17 protein-coding genes are annotated in these 21,381 nt (G+C 72.5%); 6 read left to right on the forward strand and 11 right to left on the reverse strand.

Annotation, left to right across the window (positions count from 1 at the left end):
* Positions 1–3 precede the first annotated feature (3 nt).
* The 9 genes from AB0M29_RS35085 to AB0M29_RS35125 form a co-directional block, all read right to left on the reverse strand.
* Positions 4–699, reverse strand: a complete 696-nt coding sequence (locus AB0M29_RS35085) for a hypothetical protein (RefSeq protein ID WP_365390353.1) — start codon at positions 697–699, stop codon at positions 4–6.
* Positions 696–1,634 carry a metal-dependent hydrolase gene (locus tag AB0M29_RS35090; RefSeq protein ID WP_365390354.1) on the reverse strand — a complete coding sequence of 313 codons (939 nt, stop codon included), beginning with the start codon at positions 1,632–1,634 and terminating at the stop codon, positions 696–698. The genes AB0M29_RS35085 and AB0M29_RS35090 overlap by 4 nt, the downstream gene beginning before the upstream one ends.
* An 84-nt stretch (positions 1,635–1,718) precedes the next feature.
* A complete protein-coding gene (locus AB0M29_RS35095; protein WP_365390355.1) occupies positions 1,719–2,768 on the reverse strand; it encodes a TauD/TfdA family dioxygenase in 1,050 nt (349 codons plus the stop codon).
* 182 nt (positions 2,769–2,950) lie between these two features.
* Positions 2,951–6,856 (reverse strand): CHAT domain-containing protein, encoded by a 3,906-nt coding sequence (locus tag AB0M29_RS35100; RefSeq protein WP_365390357.1) that lies wholly within the window; start codon positions 6,854–6,856, stop codon positions 2,951–2,953.
* Between the two features lie 126 nt (positions 6,857–6,982).
* Entirely contained in the window at positions 6,983–8,878 is a 1,896-nt protein-coding gene (locus AB0M29_RS35105) for a hypothetical protein (protein WP_365390359.1), read from the reverse strand.
* A 416-nt stretch (positions 8,879–9,294) separates the two neighbouring features.
* The gene (locus AB0M29_RS35110) at positions 9,295–9,876 is read right to left on the reverse strand and encodes a nuclear transport factor 2 family protein (protein ID WP_365390361.1); all 582 of its coding nucleotides are present in this window, start codon (positions 9,874–9,876) and stop codon (positions 9,295–9,297) included.
* Positions 9,877–9,973: 97 nt separating this feature from the next.
* A complete protein-coding gene (locus AB0M29_RS35115; protein WP_365390362.1) occupies positions 9,974–10,381 on the reverse strand; it encodes a metalloregulator ArsR/SmtB family transcription factor in 408 nt (135 codons plus the stop codon).
* Positions 10,382–10,415: 34 nt separating this feature from the next.
* Complete coding sequence (locus AB0M29_RS35120) at positions 10,416–11,648, reverse strand: MFS transporter (RefSeq protein WP_365390364.1); 1,233 nt, start codon at positions 11,646–11,648, stop codon at positions 10,416–10,418.
* A gap of 103 nt (positions 11,649–11,751) precedes the next feature.
* Positions 11,752–12,618 carry an aldo/keto reductase gene (locus AB0M29_RS35125; protein WP_365390365.1) on the reverse strand — a complete coding sequence of 289 codons (867 nt, stop codon included), beginning with the start codon at positions 12,616–12,618 and terminating at the stop codon, positions 11,752–11,754.
* A gap of 103 nt (positions 12,619–12,721) precedes the next feature.
* Between AB0M29_RS35125 and AB0M29_RS35130 the strand changes: the two genes are divergently transcribed.
* Positions 12,722–13,393 carry a TetR family transcriptional regulator gene (locus AB0M29_RS35130; RefSeq protein WP_365390366.1) on the forward strand — a complete coding sequence of 224 codons (672 nt, stop codon included), beginning with the start codon at positions 12,722–12,724 and terminating at the stop codon, positions 13,391–13,393.
* A gap of 154 nt (positions 13,394–13,547) precedes the next feature.
* Here the strand turns inward: AB0M29_RS35130 and AB0M29_RS35135 are convergent, their stop codons facing one another.
* On the reverse strand, positions 13,548–14,333 hold the full coding sequence (locus AB0M29_RS35135) for an amidohydrolase family protein (RefSeq protein ID WP_365390369.1): 786 nt from the start codon (positions 14,331–14,333) through the stop codon (positions 13,548–13,550).
* Between the two features lie 182 nt (positions 14,334–14,515).
* Between AB0M29_RS35135 and AB0M29_RS35140 the strand changes: the two genes are divergently transcribed.
* Positions 14,516–14,995: a hypothetical protein gene (locus tag AB0M29_RS35140; protein ID WP_365390370.1), complete on the forward strand. Its 480-nt coding sequence runs from the start codon at positions 14,516–14,518 to the stop codon at positions 14,993–14,995.
* On the opposite strand, the gene rfbA is transcribed toward AB0M29_RS35140, so the two are convergent.
* Entirely contained in the window at positions 14,884–15,759 is an 876-nt protein-coding gene (gene rfbA / locus AB0M29_RS35145; protein WP_365390373.1) for a glucose-1-phosphate thymidylyltransferase RfbA, read from the reverse strand. The two genes, AB0M29_RS35140 and rfbA, sit on opposite strands and share 112 nt — an antisense overlap.
* Positions 15,760–16,406: 647 nt before the next feature.
* On the opposite strand from rfbA, the gene AB0M29_RS35150 reads away from it, so the two are divergent.
* Genes AB0M29_RS35150 through AB0M29_RS35165 form a run of 4 tightly spaced genes read left to right on the forward strand, consistent with a single transcriptional unit; the run spans position 16,407 to position 21,380 of the window.
* Positions 16,407–17,033: a hypothetical protein gene (locus AB0M29_RS35150; RefSeq protein WP_365390374.1), complete on the forward strand. Its 627-nt coding sequence runs from the start codon at positions 16,407–16,409 to the stop codon at positions 17,031–17,033.
* A complete protein-coding gene (locus AB0M29_RS35155; RefSeq protein WP_365390375.1) occupies positions 17,030–18,871 on the forward strand; it encodes a GH3 auxin-responsive promoter family protein in 1,842 nt (613 codons plus the stop codon). Before AB0M29_RS35150 ends, AB0M29_RS35155 begins: the two co-directional genes overlap by 4 nt.
* On the forward strand, positions 18,868–19,725 hold the full coding sequence (locus tag AB0M29_RS35160) for an SAM-dependent methyltransferase (RefSeq protein WP_365390377.1): 858 nt from the start codon (positions 18,868–18,870) through the stop codon (positions 19,723–19,725). Before AB0M29_RS35155 ends, AB0M29_RS35160 begins: the two co-directional genes overlap by 4 nt.
* Positions 19,722–21,380, forward strand: a complete 1,659-nt coding sequence (locus tag AB0M29_RS35165) for an FAD-dependent oxidoreductase (RefSeq protein ID WP_365390380.1) — start codon at positions 19,722–19,724, stop codon at positions 21,378–21,380. The genes AB0M29_RS35160 and AB0M29_RS35165 overlap by 4 nt, the downstream gene beginning before the upstream one ends.
* Position 21,381 lies beyond the last annotated feature (1 nt).

Genomic DNA, 21,381 nt, shown 5'->3' on the forward strand with positions numbered 1-21,381 from the left:
CTCTCATGGCAGCCGCAGTACGTCCGGCGCCACCGAGAAGGGCGGACCTGCGCCGTCTGCTGCCGCCCGCTCCCACCAGCGGTGCGCCTCCCCGCGGTGGTTGCAGGCGCGGGCCCGCACGGCTAGTTCGAAGACGGCCGACGGGTGGCGGCTCGCCGCGGCGCATCGCCACCAGTCCGCCGCCTCCCCGGGGCGTCGGCACACCTGTGCGCGGACGCCGAGCCGGTGCGCAACGACCCCCGCCCCGGCGTCGACGAGGACGGACTCGGCGTTGGCTGGCGTCCAGTACCAGCAGTCCGCGGCCGCCTCCGGCGGCAACCCGGCGGTGGCCGACTCCAGAGCTTCGGCGCACTGCCGGGCGGCGGCCGCGGAAGCGGTGCTTGTGACCGTGGTGTTCGTGGCTCCGGTGGCGGAACCGGCACCGTCGCACAGGGTGTTGGCGCAGTCGGCCGGGCAACCGGCGGCCGGTGCCCGCGGGAAGTGCCCTGGCAGGTCCTGTATCTGCTCCTCCAACAGCGTCCGCCACCGTGCCACCACTGCGGCGGTGCGCCCGAGGTCGTGCGCGTGCTGCGCGGCCAGCAGCCGCACCCGGGCGGCGGACAGCGTATCCTCCATCTGCGCGAAGGCCGACTCGTACAGCTCCTGCCACTGCGCGCAGCACACCCGCGCCCGGGCCCACGCCGGGTCGGCTATCGTCACGGTTTCGCGTTCCGCGGCCGGGTGCTGGTCGTCACGGTGAGGCTGCGGCCGTCCTCGGCGAGCGACAGGGCGACGGCGTCGACCGCGACCTCGCCCGTCCGCTCCGGGTGGGTGCCGCCGCACCAGGTGCGGTGGGTGCCCTCGGGAAGCGTGCACTCCCAGCTGCGGCGGTCCTCCAGCCGGTCGCCGTGCGCGTACAGCGAGATGGGCGCGTCGAGGGCCAGCCATCCTGCGAGGGTGGCGGCGACCTGTTCGCGGATCGCCGGGAGACGCTCGGCCAGGCCGTCGGCGACGAAGCCGCGACGGCGCAGCGAGGAGCCCAGCCGGTGGATGTCGGTGCTACCGAACTCCGTCAGCCGCGAGGAGGAGATGGCCAGGCTGTCGAAGTTGGGCCGACCCAGTCCGTCGGTGTCCACCGGCTTGCGCCACCGATCGCGCAGGGCCGCGTTGAGGGCGATTCCGACCAGGTGGCAGGCGCTGTGGGCGGCGCTCAGCGCACGCCGCCGGCGGGCGTTCACCCGCAGCTCGACCTGGGTGCCCACCAGTGCGTGAGCCCGCCCCTCGTCCAGCGCCGCGTCCAGCACATGGGCGGCGTACCAGCAGTGCCCCTCCGCGCCGCGGCGCACCGGGATCGCAGTGTCCACGTGCACCGGGCCGCCGTCGGCGCGCGCGGCGGTCAGGCAGTCCAGCACCGGCAAGGTGTCTGCGCTGGCCAGCAACTGCCCGGTGTCGCCGGGCTGGTCGGGCCAGGCGTGGTCCAGGGGGTGGAAGGGCGTCCGGTCGGTGATCACGAGCCAGGGGCGCGGCTCCTGAGCGCCTCGCGGCGCTGACGCCTCCGGGTCGGTGGGCGCCGGTGGCATCCGCTGGACGTGGAGCACGGTGACGGTCGCCTCCGTGCGGCGGGCGGGGAAGAGGATGCGGGTGGAGCTGTTCATGGAGGACACGGTTTCCTTGAGGCGAGGGGGTCGGGCGGGTTCGGGTCGTGCCGCCGACGGGCCGAGCGGCCCGCCTGCGCCGCGTCAGGAGAACGCGGCGGCCACTACACGGCTGTTGCCTGGCCGGGCGTGGCGGGTGCGGGCGGGGTCGGCAGTCACGAAGCTGCGGCTGACGAAGCGGTCCGTCCCGTCGAAGCGCGCGGCGAAGACCGACCTGCCGTGCACCGCACGGTGGTTGTCCACCAGCAACATCTGGCCGGGCCGCAGCGCCAGGCCCAGGCGGCGGCAGTGGTAGATCTCCTGGATGCGTCGGCGCAGGGCCTCGGCGGCCGGCGTGGTGCCGCGCATGAGGTCGTGGTCGAAGACGACGAACGGGTCGTCGGAGCTGCCGTGCAGGATCGGCATCGGGCCGCGCCGACCGCCGAGCGCGAGGGCGTGGCCCCCGGTCAGGAACGACTCGTCCACAGTCGTCGTCCACTTCTCCTCGCGCAGCGCCGCGCGCTCGTCGGGGCCCAAGGCCGCGCACAGCGTCCGCGCCGGCAGCAGGTAGGTGAGCGCGTCGGGTGCGCCGCGTATGCAAGCCAGGCTTATCCAATCCGGGCGCAGCGGGCTGAACGCCTGCTCGGTGTGGAGTTCCAGCTCCGCGGCCGAACTCTGGCTGGTCTGCGACGTCGCCAGCGCGCGGCTGGGCACCATGTCCTGGAAGATCCGGCCATACCCCTCCGCCTCGTAGGCCAGGGAGTGGCCGACGCACTCGTTGAGCAGTGCCTGGGCGCGGCCGGTCGTGGTGGTCCCCGCCACGCATCCGCGGTTGTCCTGAGGGGTGGCGGGCAAGTGCCCGGGCAGCGGCAGCCCGCCGATGAGCAGGTGGCCGTCCGTCACCTCGCCCCAGGAGAAGGACGCGAGCCGGTCCCGGACGCGGGTAGGCACAGCGAACGCGGCGTGGCGCGCCTGCCGGCAGAAGCGCTCCGGCTCAGTCGCGGGGTCGGCGGTGAGGGCGCGAGCCGCCTCGACGAGCGCGGCGGTCTCGCCGGCGTCGAGCACGAGGACGTTGCTGGCGGACGGGTGGTCCGTGGGGTCGGGGGCGGTGGTCCGTTTAGAGGTGGCAGGCTGTTCCGGAGCGTGGTGCAGCATCGTGTTCTCCCCCTGGAGTACGACGGTCGCCGGCGTCGCGGGGACGCCGCCGTGGATCACCCCCGATGCTGCTCAGCCCCCTGATCACGGGCAAGACGGACAGCCGTACGGCATTGTCCGGAGTCGTACGGGGCGCGTCCGTACGACCACGCGCGGGCGGTGGGACTGCCGCGGGCCCGCGTTCAGGCGCCGAAGTGCGCGTGCGCCGCCCAGAGTCGGGGGTTCGCCGGATAGCACAGCCGCAGTTCGCGCACCACGTCATGCAGGGCTTCGGCGGGCTCGGCGCCGCGGTCGGCGAGCAGCCGGTACAGCCGCTCGGCCACGTCGAGCGCGAACGTGTCCCCCACCGGCCACAGCGTCCCGACGACGTGCCGGAAGCCGAGGAGTTGGAAGGCCCCTGCAATGTGCAGGGACTCGTCGGGGAGGGCGGCGCCGCCAAAAGCGCTGCCGCAGGACGACAGGTACGCCAGGTGCGCGCCGCCCGCGTCGCCGTCCGCGAGGTCGCGGATGCGCAGACAGCCGTCGTGCAGCAGCAGGCCGCCGGCCGAGGGATCGGCCGGGTCGGTCACCGAGTGGCACGCGAAGTGCGCCCACACCGCCCCGGGCAGCGCCGCCAGCACCGCCTCCCGGGTGGCGTCCGCATCGAGCAGCGGGCGCCCCGCACCGCCGAGCAGCGCGTGGACCCCCCTGGCCTCCGGCAAGGCGTGCTCCAGCCGCCTTGTGCCCTGGGCCTCGGTGACCCCGACGGCGAGCACCCTGCCCCTGGCCCCCGCGTGCCGCCCGCCCGCGTGGCGCAGGATCCGCACGGTGGGGGTGTACGACGAGACCGCCCGGTCCAGGACCGAACCCCCCGCACTGTGCGGGCCGTCGGGCCGCCCAGCAGCGTGCAGCGGCAGCAGCGCGAGTGGGCCGGTGGGCATCCAGGTCAGGCGCGGCCACGGCGCCCCGGCGGCCGGAGGTCCGGTCAGCCCGAGGGCGCGCAGCACCGGCTCGGCCACGTCGTCCCACAGACCCGCCAGCACCTCGCGCAGCAGCCCGGTCGACGACCAACTGTCGTCGCGTGCCGCCGCCGTCACCGTCGCCGCCCAGCGCGCGGCCTTCGCGAACGTCAGGCGGGGCAGCGGGAGATGGCGGATGTCCGTGCCCCGCACGAGGAGCGCGTCGCACCGGTGCCGCGAGACGTTGACGGCGACCAGCACCCCGCAGCCGTCGGGTACTTCCACCGGCGCGCCGTCCGGCGGCCCGTCGGCGGTGAGGGCGTCCCACGCGCGCGCCGCCTCACGGCGGCGCTCCAGCGGGTCTGCGGCCGGCGAGGCGGCGTCCTCCGCCGCGGGACCGGGGAGCGCGGGCACGTCGATGCTCAGGATCCGCCGCAGCCGCTCCCACTCGGCAGCCGGCACGTCGGGACGGGAGCTGGGCGCCGCCCGGTAGTCGAGCCCCTGGCCGAGCAGCACCCCGCGGGACCGCTCCAGCAGGGCGAGGGCGCGGCCGGAGTCGCCGACCGCGAGAGCGACGGCCGCGGCGTCCGAGCCCAGACCGGACAGCCGCCGCAACTGGGCCTGCCCGCTGGCGCGGGCCAACGCGCGGTGGGCCACCTGCGGCAGCAGCGCGACGGCCCCGGCCAGGGCCCGGTCGGCCTCCTTCCAGCGGCCCCTGCGCACCTCGCACGCCGCCTGCGACTGCGCCGCCGCCGCACGCCACAGCGCGGTCGCCGTCTGCGTGGCCGCACACTGCGCGTAGGCCCTCGCGGCCCGGTCGGCCACCTCGCCGCCGGCATCGCCCTCCGCCGCCCGGTCCAGCGCCCGCGCCAGGTTGAGCAGGAATCCCGCGCGGCCGGGGTGGCCTTCGGGCAAGCCGTCGACCGCCTGCTGCCCATGGCGCAGCGCCTCGGCCAGGTGCTCCGCCCCACCGGTCGCCTCGTTCAGCGCGAGCAGCGGGGCGACCATGTTGGAGCGGAAGCCCTCGAGATCCGGCGCCGCGTCGCCGGCAGCCGACAGGCAGGCCCGGCCGACGGCGACAGCGGCCTCAAGGTCGCGGGGGTCCTCCAGCGCCTCGTAGCGGCGGAAGTGGCCGAGCGCCAGGTTCGTCAGGTGGCCGGGCAGGTCCAGCGGACGGCCCCCCGCCGCCTCGACCGCCCGCCGGCCGACCCCGATCCCCTCATCGATGTCGCGCCGCTCGCCTGTGGCTTCGAAGCGGCGCACGAGCAGGGCACCCAGGTTGGCCAGCCGCGCGGCCTCCCGCATGTCGCCCGTGCCGGTCCCCGCCACCACACCGCGGGCCAACTCCACTGCCTGGTCGAGGTCGGCGAGTTCCCGACCGTACTCGAAGCGCACCCGCAGCGCGTTGGCGAGGTTGTGCAGCAGTGCAGGCCGTGCGGCCGACCCGGCCGGGGCCGTGATGACCGCCTCCCGGGCGTGCGCGACCGCGCTGGCAAGGTCGTCCTCATCGCCCGTGCGGTCGAACTGGCGCAGCAGCGCCAGACCCAGCAGCGAGGCGTGCAGGGCCGCCTCCCGACTGCCGGGCAGGGACGCCGCCCGCGCCTCCCGCGCCAGCTCCACAGCGCGCTCCAGGTCGGCCCGGCAGCCGGCCCGTTCATAGCGGGTGCGCAGCAGCGAGCAGAGGATGCCGAGGAAGCGCGCCCGGCGCGGCGCCCCGTCCGGTGTCAGGCGCACCGCCCGGCGGGCGGCGACCAGGGCGGCGGCGAGGTCACGCGGCCGGCCCTCCGCAATGTGGGTGCGCTGGAGAGCGAGGGCGAGCCCGGCGTACGCCTCGGCCCGCACGGCGTCGGACGGGGCCGTAGCGGCCGCGGTCCGCAGGTGGCCGGTCGCCTCCCGCAGCCGCCCCGTCCCGCCGTCCAGCGCCGACTCGCTGACCAGGACGGCCGCGAGGTTGACGAGCACGGCAGCACGGCCGGGGTCGGCGGGACGGACCAGCCGGGCCGCCTCCCGGCACCACTCCCCGGCCTTGGCCAGATCGGCCCGCCGCCCGTAGCGGCGGAAGCGCTCGTGCAGGGCGGCGCCGAGATTCGCCACCGCGCCGAAGAGCGCCGGATCGGCCGCCGCCGCCTTCGTCGCCGCGTCGACCAGCACGACGGCCTCGTCGAGGAAGGCGTCCTGCCCGCCGGCCCGATGCGCCTCCACCAACAGCACGGCCGCCTCGCACGCGATTCGGGCGCGGTCGCGGTGGTCCTCCGGGAGCAGCCGCAGCGCCCTGCCCACGATCCCGACGGCCTCGCGGAGGGCCGCGGCGTCGCCCTGCTCGCGGTGGCGGTCCGCCAGCGCGGCGGCCAGCCGCCACATCGTGAGTGCGCCGTCGGGGTGGCCCTCGGGCAACTCCGCAACGGCAGCGCGCAGTTCGACGAGGTGGGCGTCGCCCTGCACGGAGCCTGCGGTGAGCCCCCGGGCGAAGGCGGCGAGGGTGGACCGTATCGTCGCCAGGTGCGGGCTGCCCGGCGGGGCTGCCGCGAGCGCCGCGCGGCCGGCGCCCACCGCCGCCTCGCCGTCAGCGCGGCGGCGGGTCATCTGACCGCGGCGGTGCAGCAGCACGGCGTGGTTGAGCAGCACGGCGCAACGGTCGGGGTCGTCCTCCGGCACGACGCAGGCCGCCTCCCCTGCCGCGGCGATCGCCTCCTCCAGGTCGCGCTGCTCGCCGGTGCGCTCGGCGACGGCTTTTAAGGCCAGCGCGAGGTTATTCCAGGTGGCGAAGCGCACCGGACCAGTCGGCCCGCGGGAGAGCGCCGAGTGAGCGGCGTCGACGGACACCGAGAGCTCCGCTGCGCCGCCGCGGCGGTGGAAGGCGTCGAGGGCGACCCTGGCCAGTTCGGACGTGAGAGCCGTCCGGGCGCGTAACGCCTCGCCGACCGGGTCGACCCTGTCCAGCAAGTCCAGCGCGGCGCGCAGCAACTCCGGGGCGACGTCGGGCGCCTGGCCCTTCTGCAGGAGAGCCAGGTACGCGTAGGCTTCCACGTTGCGCAGCCTACGGTGCCCGCCCGCCTTCGGGGAGGTCACGGGGAACTCCCCTGTGGGCTCCAGGAGGGTGCCCAGGTGGACGGCGGCGTCGACCCAGACGGGCAGATTCGCGATTGTCATCCTCGACCGAGTCTGAGTAACTTCATTGGGACGTCGCTGCAAGGCGTCCGGTGAGAGCCAGCGGCTTCGGACACAGTGGAGGAGAGTCTGCGGCCGTGGGTGGGCAACTGCTCTGGCCGCACCTGCTCAGCCGGACTCCGGCTCGGCTTGAGGGTCGTCCTGGATGTTCAGCACCCCTTCGATGGCCTTGAACGCGTCGCCCATATCCGACGCGACGCGGGTCGGCCGCTTCAGGTTCTGGCCCCCATAGGTGTCGACCACGTGGATGGTGAGCGAGCCCTTTCGATAGGGGCTGCTGAGCCAACCGGACAGCACCTCCGGGAGGAGCCGCCCGGTCTTGGCGAGGCAGGCGCACGTCTCCAGTTCGTCCAGGTCCACAACCGCCAAAGGCTGGACTCTGGGGTGCTGCAGCCAGCCCTGAGCCTTCAGCCGCTCCTCGATGTGATTTCTCGTCACTGGGTTGAGCGGGAAGCCGTTTCCGCACACCACCACCGGAAACACCTTCTCGGCCGATGCCCTCAGGGGGGATGCACCGGGCTGCGGTGACCGGAGGAGAAGCTCCGCCGTGCCGTCCAACTGTTTGGTCTTCTCAACGACAGCCTTCTCAGTGTCGATCTTGAACTTGTCCAGGTCGCCCGATCGGGCGTCCAGCGTCATGGGCTTATTGACGATCTCCAGCAGGACGACGCTGTTGCCGAAGTCGATGCCCGTGTCACAGTTCAGCGGCGTCACCCCTTTCCTCGCGGGGAAGGCCGCCTTGATGTCTTCCTCGGTGAAGAACGAGCTGGAACCGTCGAAGAGGATCGGGGCGATCTCCTTGATGAGATCCTCGGCGAACAGTTCGATCATCTCTGCATACGCGCGCGACCACGCCTGCCATGCCTTGTCGCCTGCCGTCGTCGCGACGTGGTCCCGCACTCTCCAGTAGAGGCCACTGGCCACCGCTTCCCACAAGAAGGGCTCGTCGAGGACGACGACGGTGTCACCGAATCGAAGGAGGGGGGTGCTCTGGAGCGGGAGCATCTGCCAGGGCTGATCACATGCTTCAAGCGCGGCCGCGAGGTCATCGAACGTGGTCGAGTAGAGCGCCAGGAACTTCTGGACCTTCTCCCTCGGCAACTTCAGCAACGCGAACGCCGGTACTCGCACTGGGCCAGCAACGCGCGCTTCATTCGTTTTGACCCAGTATGCGAAGGCGGGAGCGAGGAGCTCCACGAGGTTCAGACCGGTCGCGGCCGCGAGCAGGTCCACGGGATCGGTGTCGAGTTTCTCGCGCTTCAGGTTCGAGGCATGGCGCGTCCACAGCGACCAGGTCCTGCCGATCGCACTGCCGATATCCTTCGGCTCATTGAAGATCTGGTTGCAGACCACTTCTTTGGCGAGGCTTTCGCCCACGCCCCCGAACTTCGCCTCCTGCTCTGGTCGCTCTCTCCGAAGGGTGGCGGCAACAAGGTGAACCAGTAGCAATGAGGCGGTTTCAAGATCCACGTCACCAAGGAAGCTGGCCACCCATGGGTCGGGCTCGCCCTGCGGGGTCGGGGTGGTCAGCACAAGGCGCATGGCGCGCAGCGTTGGCTGCCTTGCTATGAACCATCGCGGCTGGCCATCCGTCGCGCCCGCGAGGGCCGCTTCCGCCAACTTGCGAAGGACCCCCCCCAAGCGCTCCACGAACCGCTGCTGGATCGCAAGGACAGCTTCCTTGAAAGGCGCGGCGCGGTTGAGGAACGCCAACATCTCGACATACGCCTCGCGCGGATGCCTGCGGAGCAGCGCGTCGAGCCAGACGCCGGGGTCGAACTCATCGCCGCGGACCTCCTCGAACACGCCGAGATACTCACTTGCGGTCACATACGCGATGACTGCGGTGTGCAGCCAGCCGTCCGGCTCCCGGACGAGACCGAGACGGGCCGCCGCCCAGGACAGGTCTGGCAGGAGCACGCCAGAGAACGAAGCGTCAAATCCTCCTGCGACAGCAGGGGCCGGCGTGAACAGGGGGCCGGACGCTGGCTGCGAATCAGTCACGACGAAATCCTAGGCCGAAGGCCAACCCACGCGGGAGGAATTTAAGACATCCGCCCACCAACTACGCTTCCTGCGGTTCTCCTTCGCCAGGAGCTCGCGTCGCGGGCGGGTCCGGGAGGAGTCACCGGTTAGGACCTCGGCGTGGTGGACCATCATCGCGGCGGCCACCACGTCGTCGGAGAAGGACCTCTCCCCACCGCCCAAAGCCCAGGTGCGTCTGGAACGCGTCGAATTCCTCCACTGGCTCGGCAGTCCCTAACTGTTGACGACCCGCGATGTCCCGGCAGACCACGCCGAACAATGCGAATCGCCATCAGGTCGGACCGGCTTGCCCACGACGGCGTCAACGGTTCGTGCCGGGAGGCGGAGTGGACTGTCCGGGGCCGCCTCCGCCTCCCGGGGCTTTCTGCAGCCCGTCAGGCCAGTTGCGCCTGGAAGGCGGCGAGGCTGAAGTACGCCCACGCTTCCTTGATCAGGCCCTTGTCATTGAGCTGGTAGACGTTGATGCCCGACCAGTTGACCGGCTTGCCGCTGGTGTGAACGGCCGCGCCCCGCCATGAGACGGCGACGAGGTCGCCGACGGTGTATGCCTCCACGGGGGTGATCCCGAGGAAGGGGTCGAATCCGGTCAGCACGGCCTTGATGCGGGTGCGGATCTCCTCGCGGCCCTGCATCGGCGCCTGGCCGACCGGGTCGTGGAAGACGCCGTCGGCGGCGAAGGCGTCGGCCCAGGCGTCGGCGTCGGCGACTTGGGAGGCGTTGAAGAACTGCAGGACGGACTTGGGCATGGCGGGAAAGCTCACAGTGCTCCTCGTTTCGTGGTGGTGGTCGTGGCCCGATTCGTGGCCGTGGCTCTGGCGCTGTTCTGCGCCTGGCGCGGACTGCGGGGGAACCGCGCCGGAGTGTGCGCTGGCGGTGCCCGCGAGGAGGGGGACGGCCATCACGGCCGCTCCCGCACCCAGCAGGGACCGCCGGCCTATCGGGATGTCGTTCGCCATCGGTTATTCCTCCTGGCCGACTCGTGAATGATTTACGACAACAGGTTCCGCCGTCAAAACGGAATTCATCTAAATAGACCGGTCTTGAAATTGATTCCTATATCCGTCCGGCGAGCTGGAGCCGGGATTCCCTATCGGGAACAGCGGAACGGTCCCGCGTGATGCCGATGTCTCCGAGAAGGGACGCGACCTCGCTGAGCGTCTCGTCACTGAGCCGATAGAAGAGCCAGGTGCCCTCGCGGCGCCGGTCGATGAGCCGGACGGTGTGCAGCACCTTCAGGTGGTGGCTGATGGTGGGTCCGGACTGGGGGAACGCGGTGATCAGGTCACTCACGCACGCCTCGCGGTTCTCGTGGCGGGATAGCGCCCGCACGATGCCCATCCGGACGGGATCGCTGAGTGCCTTGAGGAGTCCGGTCAGGCGTTCCGTCTCGGCGCTGGGACTGGGCAGCGCGCTCGTGCTGTCTCCGGGGTGCGGGACGTGGCTCCGGCGGTTGCGGTTCATCGTGCTCCTCGGGTGGCAACGCGGGTGTGGGGCATTAGGTGACGGCGGCGCCCTGGTCGTGCCGCCGGGCGAAGGGAAGGCCGAGCAGTGCGGCGGTGGCCAGCGCGGCCTGGAGCGCGCAGACGCCGTGCCAGCCGTAGGCGCCGTAGCAGGCGCTGGCCAGAGCAGCCGTGATGGCGCCGCTGAGGAACACGGTGACCATGTAGACCGTGTTGGCGCGGCTGCGGGAATCCGGCAGGAAGGCGAAGATCCGGGCCTGGTTGGCGATCTGGCTCCACTGGACGGCGATGTTGGCCAGCGCGATGGCCACCACGACAGCGGCCAGCACGCTGCCGCCGATCGCGTACAGACCGGCGGCTGCCAGCATCAGCACCACGGCGCCGGTGATGATCGGCAGCGGGCTGCGGCGGTCGATGAACCGCCCGGCCCAGGGCGCGGCGAACGCGCCGGCCAGCCCGACCAGGCCGAAGAGTCCGGCGGTCGCGCTGCCGTAGCCGTAGTGGTCGCCGCTGAGCAGCAGCACCAGAGTGGTCCAGGTGGCGTTGTATGCGCCGAAGAGCGCGCCGTGCACGAAGCAGGACTGGCGCAGCGCCGCCGAACTGCCGAGCAGGCGGGGCAGCGAGCCGAGCAGTTGGAGGTAGGGCACCCGGGGGCGCGCAGGCTCCTTCGGCAGCAGGGCGACGGTGAACGCGCCGGTCGCGGCGGTCAGTAGGGCCGCCAGCAGGTATACGGAACGCCAGCCGAGCGCCTGGCCGAGGGCGCCGCCGATGACCCGTGAGCCGACGATGCCGGTCATCAGGCCGATCTGCACGTTGGCGACCACACCGGCTCGCCGCTCGGGCGGGGCCAGTTCGGAGGCGAGCGGCACCAGGACCTGGGGGATCACGGTCGCGGCGCCGACCAGGGCGACTGCGGAGGCCAGGAGCGCCAGGTCTGGGGCCGCGGCGGCGCACAGCAGCGCGACGGTGGTGACGGCCAGCATCGCGGTGAGCAGGGGCCGGCGGCGGCGGGAGTCCCCCAGCGGCACCAGCAGCAGGATGCCCGCCGCGTAGCCGAACTGGGCGCAGGTGACGACGACGCCCGCGGACGACTTGGACACGCCGAGGGAGTCGGCGAGCAGTTGGAGCAGCGGCTGCGCGAGGTAGACGTTGGCGACTGTCGCACCGGAGCACACCGCCATGGCGGTGAACACCAGTGGCCGTACGGGGTGTGGCGCCGCCGACGCCGGGGCTGTCGCGACGGACAGCGGGGGTGAGGTCTCGGACATCGCACATTCCTTCTGTGGCGGGGACGGGGTGGGAGCTGCGCCGTGAAGCTGCGTGTGGGGCGGGGGTTGGGGCGCTGGCTTGGGGCGGGGCCGCCGCCCTTGGTCAACCCGAGCGCCGGGCCAGCCGGGCGACCGCATGGCGCTGCTCGCCGGTGAGCGGGGCGGCGCGGACGGCCGCGGCGTTGGCGTCCAGATGGGCGGGGTCGAGGGTGGCGGGGATGGCCAGGTGTACGCGGGGGTCGCCGAGGGTCCAGCGCAGCAGTGCGTGGGCGTAGTCGGGGCTGCCGGTCTCCGCCAGCCGGTCGGGGGGCGGTCCGGGCAGCAGCGCTCCCTCGGCGAACGGCCGCATGGCGATGACGCCGGTGCCGTGCTCCTTGGCCAGCGGCAGCACCCGGTCCTCCATCCGCCGCTCCAGTGGGTTGACCGGCACCTGCACCACGTCGATGACGCCGCTGCGGATGGCCGCCCTGAGGTCGGAGGTGGTGCCGCCGCCGAAGGCACCGTCCTGCCAGAACGAGACGCCGATCAGGCGGATGAGGCCCTGCTCGCGGGCCTCGGCAAGCCAGTCCAGATGGTTGCGCCAGCCGATCAGGTGGTGGATCTGGAGCAGGTCGACTCGGCCGCCGAAGAGCTGGAGCTGCCGGTCGAGTTGCCGTCGGCCCTCCCCCGCGTCGCCGGCCCAGATCTTGGTGGCGACGAACGCCTCGGCGCGGCGTGAGCGCAGCGCGTTGGCCAGCACCTGCTCGGCGCGGCCGTACACCGGCGCCGTGTCGAAGGCGCGGACCCCCAGGTCGAGGGCGTGCTCGACGATCTGGTGGGCGAGGTGCTCGCGGCGCGGCGGGAGATCGAAGCGGCGCCAGGTGCCCAGGCCCAGTACGGGGAGCTCGGGGCCGGCCCGGCCCAGTCGGCGGGTGGGCAACCCGGGCGAACGGAGGGGGGTGTCCGGTGGATCGCTGTCGGAAGCAGCCATGGCTCCAGGATTACACCAACCAGTTGGTTTAAGCAAACGGTTGGTTTATTTGATCGAATGTGGCATCCTCGGCAGGTACAACGAAGATCAGGAGGCCCGAACGATGTCCAACAGCTCCGAGGCGACGCGGGGCCGGATCTATCAGGCGGCTCTGCAGGAATTCGCCAGGTACGGGGTGGCGGGCGCCCGCGTCGACCGCATAGCGCAGGCCGCGCGCGCCAACAAGCAGGCGATCTACCAGTACTTCGGCGACAAGGAGCGACTCTTCGCGACGGTGCTCGAACGGTCGCTGGGCGAGCTGGCCGAGTCGGTCCCGGTCGAGACGGACGACGTCGCCGGCTACGTGGACCGGCTCTTCGGCTACCACCTGGCGCACCCCGAGGTCCTGCGGCTGCTCATGTGGGAGGCCCTGGAGTTCACTGACCGCGCGGTGCCGGACGAGGAGAACCGCGCGCGCCACTACGGCGACAAGGCGGCGGGGCTCGCGGCCGGGCTGCCCGACCAGGCGGCGGGTCCGCTCGACGGGCCCTCGTTGCTGCTCATCCTGACCGGTCTGGTCGGCTGGCCGCTGGTGGTGCCGCAGGTGCGGCGGATGATCATGGGTGAGGAAGCGGACGGGCTGCCGCGTTTGCGCGCCGCAACCGCCGACGCGGCCGAGGCGGTGGTACGGCACGCTCGCGGCGACAGCGCCGGGGCGGCCGCCTCGGGGGACGGCCATCTGGCGCGGGCACCCGCCGGCGCCGACGGCGACCTGCTCTCCCCCGCCGAAGCGTAGCTACGCGGATGCCGGCCGGGCTCACCTCCCGGGCCCGGCACCCCCCGCTCGCCTCCCGGACGGGGTCCGGTACATCGGCCTGGCCCGTGTCCCGGGCCGGGACCCGCACATCGGCGCGGGTCCCGGCCCGGGACGGTCGGAGGGTGCCGGGGACTCAGGCGATGCCGAGCAGTTCCGCCAGGTTCTCCCCCATCACGCGCCGGCGGACCCCGGCGTCGGGGATCACCCGCTCCACCAGGACGCGGTTGGTGTACGCGTCCGCGAACGGGGTGTTGGAGCCGAACAGGCACCGCTCCGGGACCTCGGCGACGGCGAGCCTCGGTGCGAGGCTGACGAAGGACGAGCCGAGGTCGAGATACAGGTTGGGTACCTCCTTGAGCAGGTCGATCGTCTCCAGCCAGTGCAGGCCGCCCAGTACCCCGATGATCACCGGTACCCGCGGGTGGCGGGCGGCCAGGTCGGCGGTGGTGCGCAGGTCGGCGAGCGTCTGCGGCAGGAATCCGTGCACCAGCAGCGGCAGGGGGCCGCCCGGCGCGTCGGCGGCAGCACGAAAGACGGACTCCAGGGCGGCCGCGCCGTCGCCGGCGAACGTCAGCTCGCCGACACCGGCGTACCCGGGATCGATGACCTCCTCCTGGAGGGCCTTCTCCGTGTCCTGCTGGCTGAGCCCGACCGGGACCTTGCCGAAGGCGACGAACCGCCCGCCGCCGGCGGCCACCGAGGCGGCCAGTTCCTGGCTCGGCACCTGGCGCCCCGAGGATTCCCCGGCCAGCACCCGGCCGAGCACGGCCATCTCCGCCCGGAACGACTCCAGGTCGGTCGCCCGCTCGACATGCGGCAGCGTGGACAGCAGGACGGCCTTGTCGATGCCGGCCTCGTCCATGAGCGCCAACTGGTCGGCGACTGGCAGCACCACATGCTGATGGCAGTCGATGATCATCGTTCCTCCTGAATTTCTCTTATGAACGTGAACCGCTTCACCGCGGCGCACCCGAGGCGCGTCCGCGATAAACGAAAGTCACGAATAACCGCACTACTTCCTGCCGGGTTCTTGCACCGGGACGAAATCCGACACTACGCTTATCGGTAGTGAATGACGGCAGAAATGCCTGGAGGTACCTCTTGCGCCAGATCCTTCATCCGTCCAGGGAGACCCTGCAATTGGAGCAGGTGCTGCGTGCCCTCGCCGACTCCACCCGCCTGCACATCGTCCGCAGGCTCGCAGCCGAGGGCGCCAAAGGTTGGCACGAACTCAGCTATCCGGTGGCGAAATCCACGCTTTCCCATCATGTGAAAGTGCTGCGGGAGGCTGGACTGCTCTTCGTCGAGGTCCGGCAGACCCGCAGGCGGGTCGGGCTGCGCTACGACGACATCCACACCCGGTGGCCCGGGCTGCTGGAGTCGGTGGGCGCGGGCGCCCCCGCCGGACGCGCCCCGCGGGCGGGCGCCGTACCGGCCCGGAAGCCGTCGCGGCGGCCGGCCGACCCCGCTCAGGTGCGGGTCAGCTCCATCAGGTACTGCCCGTACCCGGACCCGGAGGAGGCGGACATCTCCTTGCCAAGCAGGTTCAGCCGCTCCGTGTCGATGAACCCCATGCGGTAGGCGACCTCTTCGATACAGGCCAGCCGGATTCCCTGCCGCTTCTCCAGGATCTGGACGAACATCGCGGCGTCCAGAAGGCTTTCGTGGGTTCCGGTGTCGAACCAGGCGCTTCCGCGGCCCAGGTTGACCAGCCGGGCCCGCCCCTGGGCCATGAACTCCTTGTTCAGGTCGGTAATCTCCAACTCGCCGCGGGCCGACGGCCTGAGCCGGGTGGCGATCTCCACCGCTTCGTTGTCGTAGAGGTAAAGGCCGGTGACCGCGAGGTTGGAGCGCGGGGCGGCCGGCTTCTCCTCCAGTTCGACGATACGGCCGTCGTCGTCGGTGACGGCCACGCCGTACCGCTCGGGGTCGGCGACGGGGTAGCCGAAGAGCGTGCAGCCCTCCAGCCGGTCGCGCTCCCGGCCGAGCAGTTCGGCCAGCGCGTGGCCGTAGAAGATGTTGTCGCCGAGGATGAGCGCGATCTGCTCGTCCCCGATGAACTCCCGGCCGACGCGCAGCGCGTCGGCGAGGCCGCGCGGCCTGTCCTGCGCGGCGTACTCGATGCGCAGCCCCAGACGGCTGCCGTCACCGAGTAACTGCTCGTAGGTGTCGAGGTGTTCGGGGTTGCTGATCAGCAGGATCTCCCGGATCCCGGCCAGCATGAGCACCGACAGGGGGTAGTACACCATCGGCTTGTCGTAGACGGGCAGGAGTTGCTTGGACGAGACGGTCGTGATCGGTCGGAGGCGGGTACCGGACCCGCCCGCGAGGATGATGCCGCGCACCTGGGACTCCTTGTCGTCGGATTGCCCGGGCGTCGCACTCCCATGAGTGGCACGCCGTGCTGGACCTCCGCGAATATGTTTTGCGGAGAACGTAGAACATCGAACGCGCGTGTGTCGAGAGATTTCTGAAAGTATCGGCGCACGATACGGGGCCGTAACACGCAAGCAGCGCAACCGGCGTCAACAATTTTCAGGAAAGCCTGATTCCGGAAAATTTCGAGACGGGTGGATATTCACTGGACTGCGCACCTGCCGGCCTCATATCTGGACCCGCGTCAAACAATGAGCGCCCGGCTGTTCTACGGTTTTCGCCCGCAAACACTTGAACGGGTGTCACCTCCGTGCGTAGCCTGGAAAGGCGGCAGGGTTTGCGCCGCGAGCCGGGCTGCGCCCTCCCCCGTGCGCAGCCCGGCTCCTCGGGCGAGTTCCCCCGTTTCGGCCGAACGCGATTCGCCCGCGAGTCCGCCAAGTGCCCTTACGCCGCCCATTTCCCGCGCCACCCCGTGCACCGTCTCCCGCACAGGCTGCCCGCACTCGCATCCGCGGGCCACGCCCGCACGCCCACGTTCTCCCCGCACGTTCGTCCTCGGTCTCCACCGGGCTGCCCCCGCATTGGGCGCGGCCGCCCCAGAGCGGAGGGAAGCACTTTGCCCCACGACTTCGTGGTCCTGCTCGGTTCCGACGGAACAGGCAAGTCCTCCGTCATGGCCGAGATCGCCCGCAGCCAAACGGCCTGGCGGACACTCTCCACCGACACCGGGCTCCTGGCCCCCGAGCACGGCCTGATCACCCAGCTCCGCAGGCACGTCATGGACGACGTGCTGCCCGCCCTCGGGCGGACCTACTCGGCGGAGTTCCTTGCCGGGCTGCTCCAGACAGCGGTGCTCCACCTGCGCGACCAGCTCGCCGACCGACCCGACGGCAAGCCGGTGCTGATGGACTCCTACTACTACAAGATCCTCGCCAAATGCCGGCTGGCAGGTGTTCCGGACAACCCGATGTTCGCCTGGTGGCGGTCCTTCCCGCAGCCCGGCCGGGTGGTCTTCCTCAACACCAGCCCGCGGTCCGGCTGGCGCCGCAGCGGCAACGGCGAACGACTCAACCCCCTGGAGTACGACGGCTCCCGACCCACCTGGCCCGGCTACCGCGGCTACCAGACACGACTGCGCGAGCTGATGCTCGAAGAGGTGCGGACGCTGCCGGTCACCCACATCGAGGAGTACGAGAGCGTGACGCGCACCGTGCAGGCCGTCAGGGAGGTGCTGGCGTCATGACGTCACCCACCCGACCGGTCCTGCCATCCCCCGCCCCCACCCACCACTCACCCGCGTCCCCATGGGCCCTCCCCGGGCACGGCAACGCCTACCGCGACCGGGTCCTCGCCGAGCGCGAGCGCCTCCGCGAACGGGCCAACGACCTGGCGGGAGCCCAACGCCAGGTGCTGCGCGACCTGTTGGAGTACAACGCCGGCACCGCCTTCGGCCGCGAGCACGACTTCGGCCGGCTGCGTACCGTGGACGACTTCCGGCGGGCCGTGCCGGTCCGCGACTTCACCGGCCTGTCACCGTGGATCGACCGGGTCACCGCAGGCGAACTGCAGGTACTGACCACCGACGACCCGGTGCTGTACTTCACCAGCAGCGGTTCCACCGGCGCGCACAAGCGCATCCCGGTCACCCGCGCCTTCATGCGCACCACCTTCCTTCCGTTCTACTACGCCGCATGGGCGCCACTGCTGGAGCACTTCCCGCAGGTGCTCGACGCGCCCGACGCGGTGCTGAACCTCAAGTACGACCCGCTCACCACGAGCCCGGCCCCCGCCGGCGGCCGCCCCCACATCGGCGCCAGCCAGGTCGACTTCGGCGCGCAGTTCGGCGAGCCGCTCGCCGCCGAGCTGGGCACCGGTGCGCCATGGACGACGCTGCCGGTCGAGGTGGCGCCGCAGGACCACATCGAGAAGATGTACCTGCGGCTGCGGTTAGCCGTGCAGCACGACGTGCGCTGCGTCATCGGCATCAACCCCGCCATGGTGGCGGCCGTGCCGTACCAGTTGGACGCCTGGCTGCCGCGCATCCTCAAGGAGGTCCGCGACGGCACAGTCGGCGGGGTGCGGTGCGCCACCCCCGATCCACGCCGGGCCGCAGAACTGGAGAGCCTGCGCAACCATTTCGGGCGGTTGCGCCCCGCCCATGTGTGGCCCCGGCTGGCCGCGCTGTTCTGCTGGACGACCGGCGCGGCGACGCTGTACCTGCCCGCGCTGCGCGAGGAGTTCGGTGTGGGGGTGGCCGCGCTCCCGGCGCCGTCCGCCGCCTCCGAGGGCCCGGTCGCGGTCGCCCTGGACCGGCACCACAGCGCCGGCACCCTGGTACCGACCGCGAGCCTCTACGAGTTCCTCCCCGCGGATCAGGACCTGGCGGACGACAGCGCGACGCTGCTGCCGCACGAGCTGGAGACCGGCCAGGACTACCACGTGGTCTTCAGCCACATCGGCGGCCTCTACCGGTACGCGGTGGGGGACGTGGTGCGCGTCGTCGACCGGCACGGCGGCGGCCCGCGGCTGGCGTACGCCGGACGCGGCACCCGCAGCGACGCCGTCGGGGAACGGCTGCGCGACGCCCAGCTGATCCGGGCGCTGAGCCGGTCGCTGGAGACCACCGGCCTCGCGGTGCGCAACGCCGCATGCCGGGTGGAGGACGGCGACGACGGCACTCCCCGCTACCGCCTCGTGGCCGAACCGCTCGGCCGCTGGTCGGCGACCGAGTGCGGAAGGTTCGCCGACGAGACCGACCGCGCGCTGCACCGCCACAGCAAGGACTACTCGGCGGCCCGCGCCGCCGGCCGGCTGGGGCCGCCCGACGCCCGGACCGTCGCCCCCGGCACCTTCCAGCGCGACTGGCACGCCGCGGTGGCCGCGGGAGTGCGCCCCACCCAGGTCAAGGACCGGCTGTTCCGCCAGGATCCGGCCGGCTGGCAGCGCCTGGCCGACGCCGCCCGCGAGGCGGCCGCCGCGGCGGGCGGCGCAGGCGGTCCGGGCGGCCCCGACGCTCCGCCACCCTTCCCGACCGCGGCCTCCTCCCCAGCATCCCTGGACGAGAACGGAGCACGCGCATGACCGACCTGACCACCGCGGTGGAACGGACAGCCCTGCTCACCGCCGCCCTGCGGGCCGCCGAGACACAGCGGCCCGACCGGCTCTACGAAGACCCGTACGCGGCACAGCTCGTGGGCGGGATCGGTCCCGAACTGCTGGCGGAGGTACGGGCGGCCACCTTCCCCCCGGACCGGCCGCGCACCCTCCCCAGCACACCCGACTACAACGCCATACGCACCCGCTTCTTCGACGACCTGCTGCTCGCGGCCGCGGCCAAACCGCGGATCGGGCAGGTCGTGCTGGCCCCGGCCGGCATGGACTCGCGTGCGTACCGGCTGTCCTGGCCGTCGGGCATCCGCTACTTCGAGGTGGACCGGCCAGCGGTACTGGCCTTCAAGTCCGCCCGGCTGGAGGGCATCCGGCCGACGGTGACACACCGCACCGTCCCGGTGGACCTGACCGACGACCACTGGGAGGACCGCCTCGCGGCCGCCGGCTACGACGCGGCGGCGCCGTCCGCCTGGCTGCTGGAGGGGCTGCTCTACTACGTCCCCGAGGCGGACGCCCACAGCATCCTGGACCGGGTAGCGGCCATCGCCGCGCCCGGCAGTGTGATCGCCGCCGACCTGGTGAACTCGGCCGCGCTGACCCGGCCGGACATGCGGGGCCTGCTGGAGGTGTTCGCCGGCTGGGGCTGCCCCTGGCTGTTCGGCACCGACGAGCCCGAAGCGCTGTTCGCCCGGCACGGGTTCGCGGTGACCGCCACCCAACCCGGAGAGCCCGGGGCCGACTTCGGCCGCTGGCCGGACCCGGTCCCCGACCGGTCGGTGCGCGCAGCGCGCCGGGTGTTCTTCGTCCACGGGCATCGGATATGACCACGCGGACCGCACCGACCGCCCTGGTCGCGGGCGGCAGTGTGGCGGGCCTGGCCGCGGCATGGGCGCTGGCCGAACGCGGCTACCAGGTACGGGTGCTGGAGCACTGCGCGGCGCCCGGCGACGACCCGGACGCTTGGGAGCGGCGTCCGGTGCCGCAGAACCGCCACTCGCACACCCTGACCTCGCTGGGGGTGCGCGCCCTGCGCCAGCACGCGCCCGCCGTGCTGGCCGCGGCCCTCGACACCGGCGCCCACCTGCTGGACCTCACCCAGGCGGCCCCACCCGGCCTGCACCGCATCCCGGCAGACGACGAACTGGTGGCACTCGCGGTACGCCGCACCACCTTCGAGCGGGTGCTGCACCGCACGGTCACCGCGCACCCGCGCGTGGTGGTGCACCACGGCCAGGCGGCCTGCGGGCTGCTGGCGACAACGGCGGCGGCCAGGGTCACCGGAGTCGTCACCACGCGCGGCGAGCGGATCCCCGCCCAGGTAGTGGTGGACGCCACCGGGCGCGCGGCGGCCTCCCGCGGATGGCTGACGGCCGCCGGGATGGCGCCGGTCCCCCGCCGTTCGGCCCCGACCGGCCTGCGCGCCCTGACCCGCTTCTACCGGCTGGCCGGCGACACCCGCCCCGGCCCGCTCAACCGCGGCAACGCCGCCGGCGGCATCTGGGAGCACTACGCGGCCGTGGTGCACCCTGCGGAGGACCGCACCTTCGCCGTCAGCCTCGGCTTCCTCACCGACGACCCCTGCACCCGGGAACTGCTGGCACCGGGCGCGTTCGAGGCGGTGACCCGGCTCTCGCCGTTCGTGGCGCCCTGGACGGCGCCCGGTGTCGCCGAGCCCGTCAGCGCGCTGCGGACCATGGTGACGCCCCCCAACACGCTGCTCGGCCAGGCCCGCGGCCCCCGCGGCAACCCGGTCAGCGGCCTGTTCCCGGTCGGTGACGCAGCCTGCGTCACCGATCCCCTCCACGGCCGCGGCCTGTCCCTCGCGCTGGACCACGCCTTCCGGCTCGCGGAACTCCTCCACGATCTGCCCGATCCCGGCTCCGAACAGAGCGAGGCCGCAGCCCGCCTGGCGCAGGAGGTGTTCCGGCCCTGGTTCGAGCAGGGCGCGCAGGACGCCGCCCGACGCCACGCGCTCTGGCGGGCGCACGTGATGGGCATCCCCGGCGGACGCCGCCCCCGCTGGCTCGCCGAACCCGAGCCCCGCAGCGATCCGTCTCCCGCCCGGGAGGACACACGGACGCGGACCGGGCCACGGACGGGGAATAGGGACCAGACACGGTCCCCGGTACGGGCGGACCATGCGGGCGCTCCTGACGGCGGGACGCGAGAGGCTACGGCGGGGGGAACAGCCCTCGGAGAGGGCACCACCGGCGAAGGCCGCGCGGAGCGGTGCCCGGAGGCGACCCGGCCCGAACTCTCCGTGATCGGCGTCGCGGCGGCGGTCGATCCCGGGGTGTGGCGCGGGTTGACGCGCGTGCTGATGACGCTCACGCCGCCCACGCAGGTGTTCGACCACCCCGACTTCCGAGCCAGGGTCCGGGCGGCGGGCGGCGGGCCGCTTCCCCCGGTCCGACCCGGCGGGCGCCCCGCGCCACCCGACCGGGAGACGCTGCTCACGGCCGTGAAGGGAGGGCCCTGAG

It is taken from the genome of Streptomyces sp. NPDC051976, from assembly GCF_040680795.1.
Taxonomy (GTDB): domain Bacteria; phylum Actinomycetota; class Actinomycetes; order Streptomycetales; family Streptomycetaceae; genus Actinacidiphila.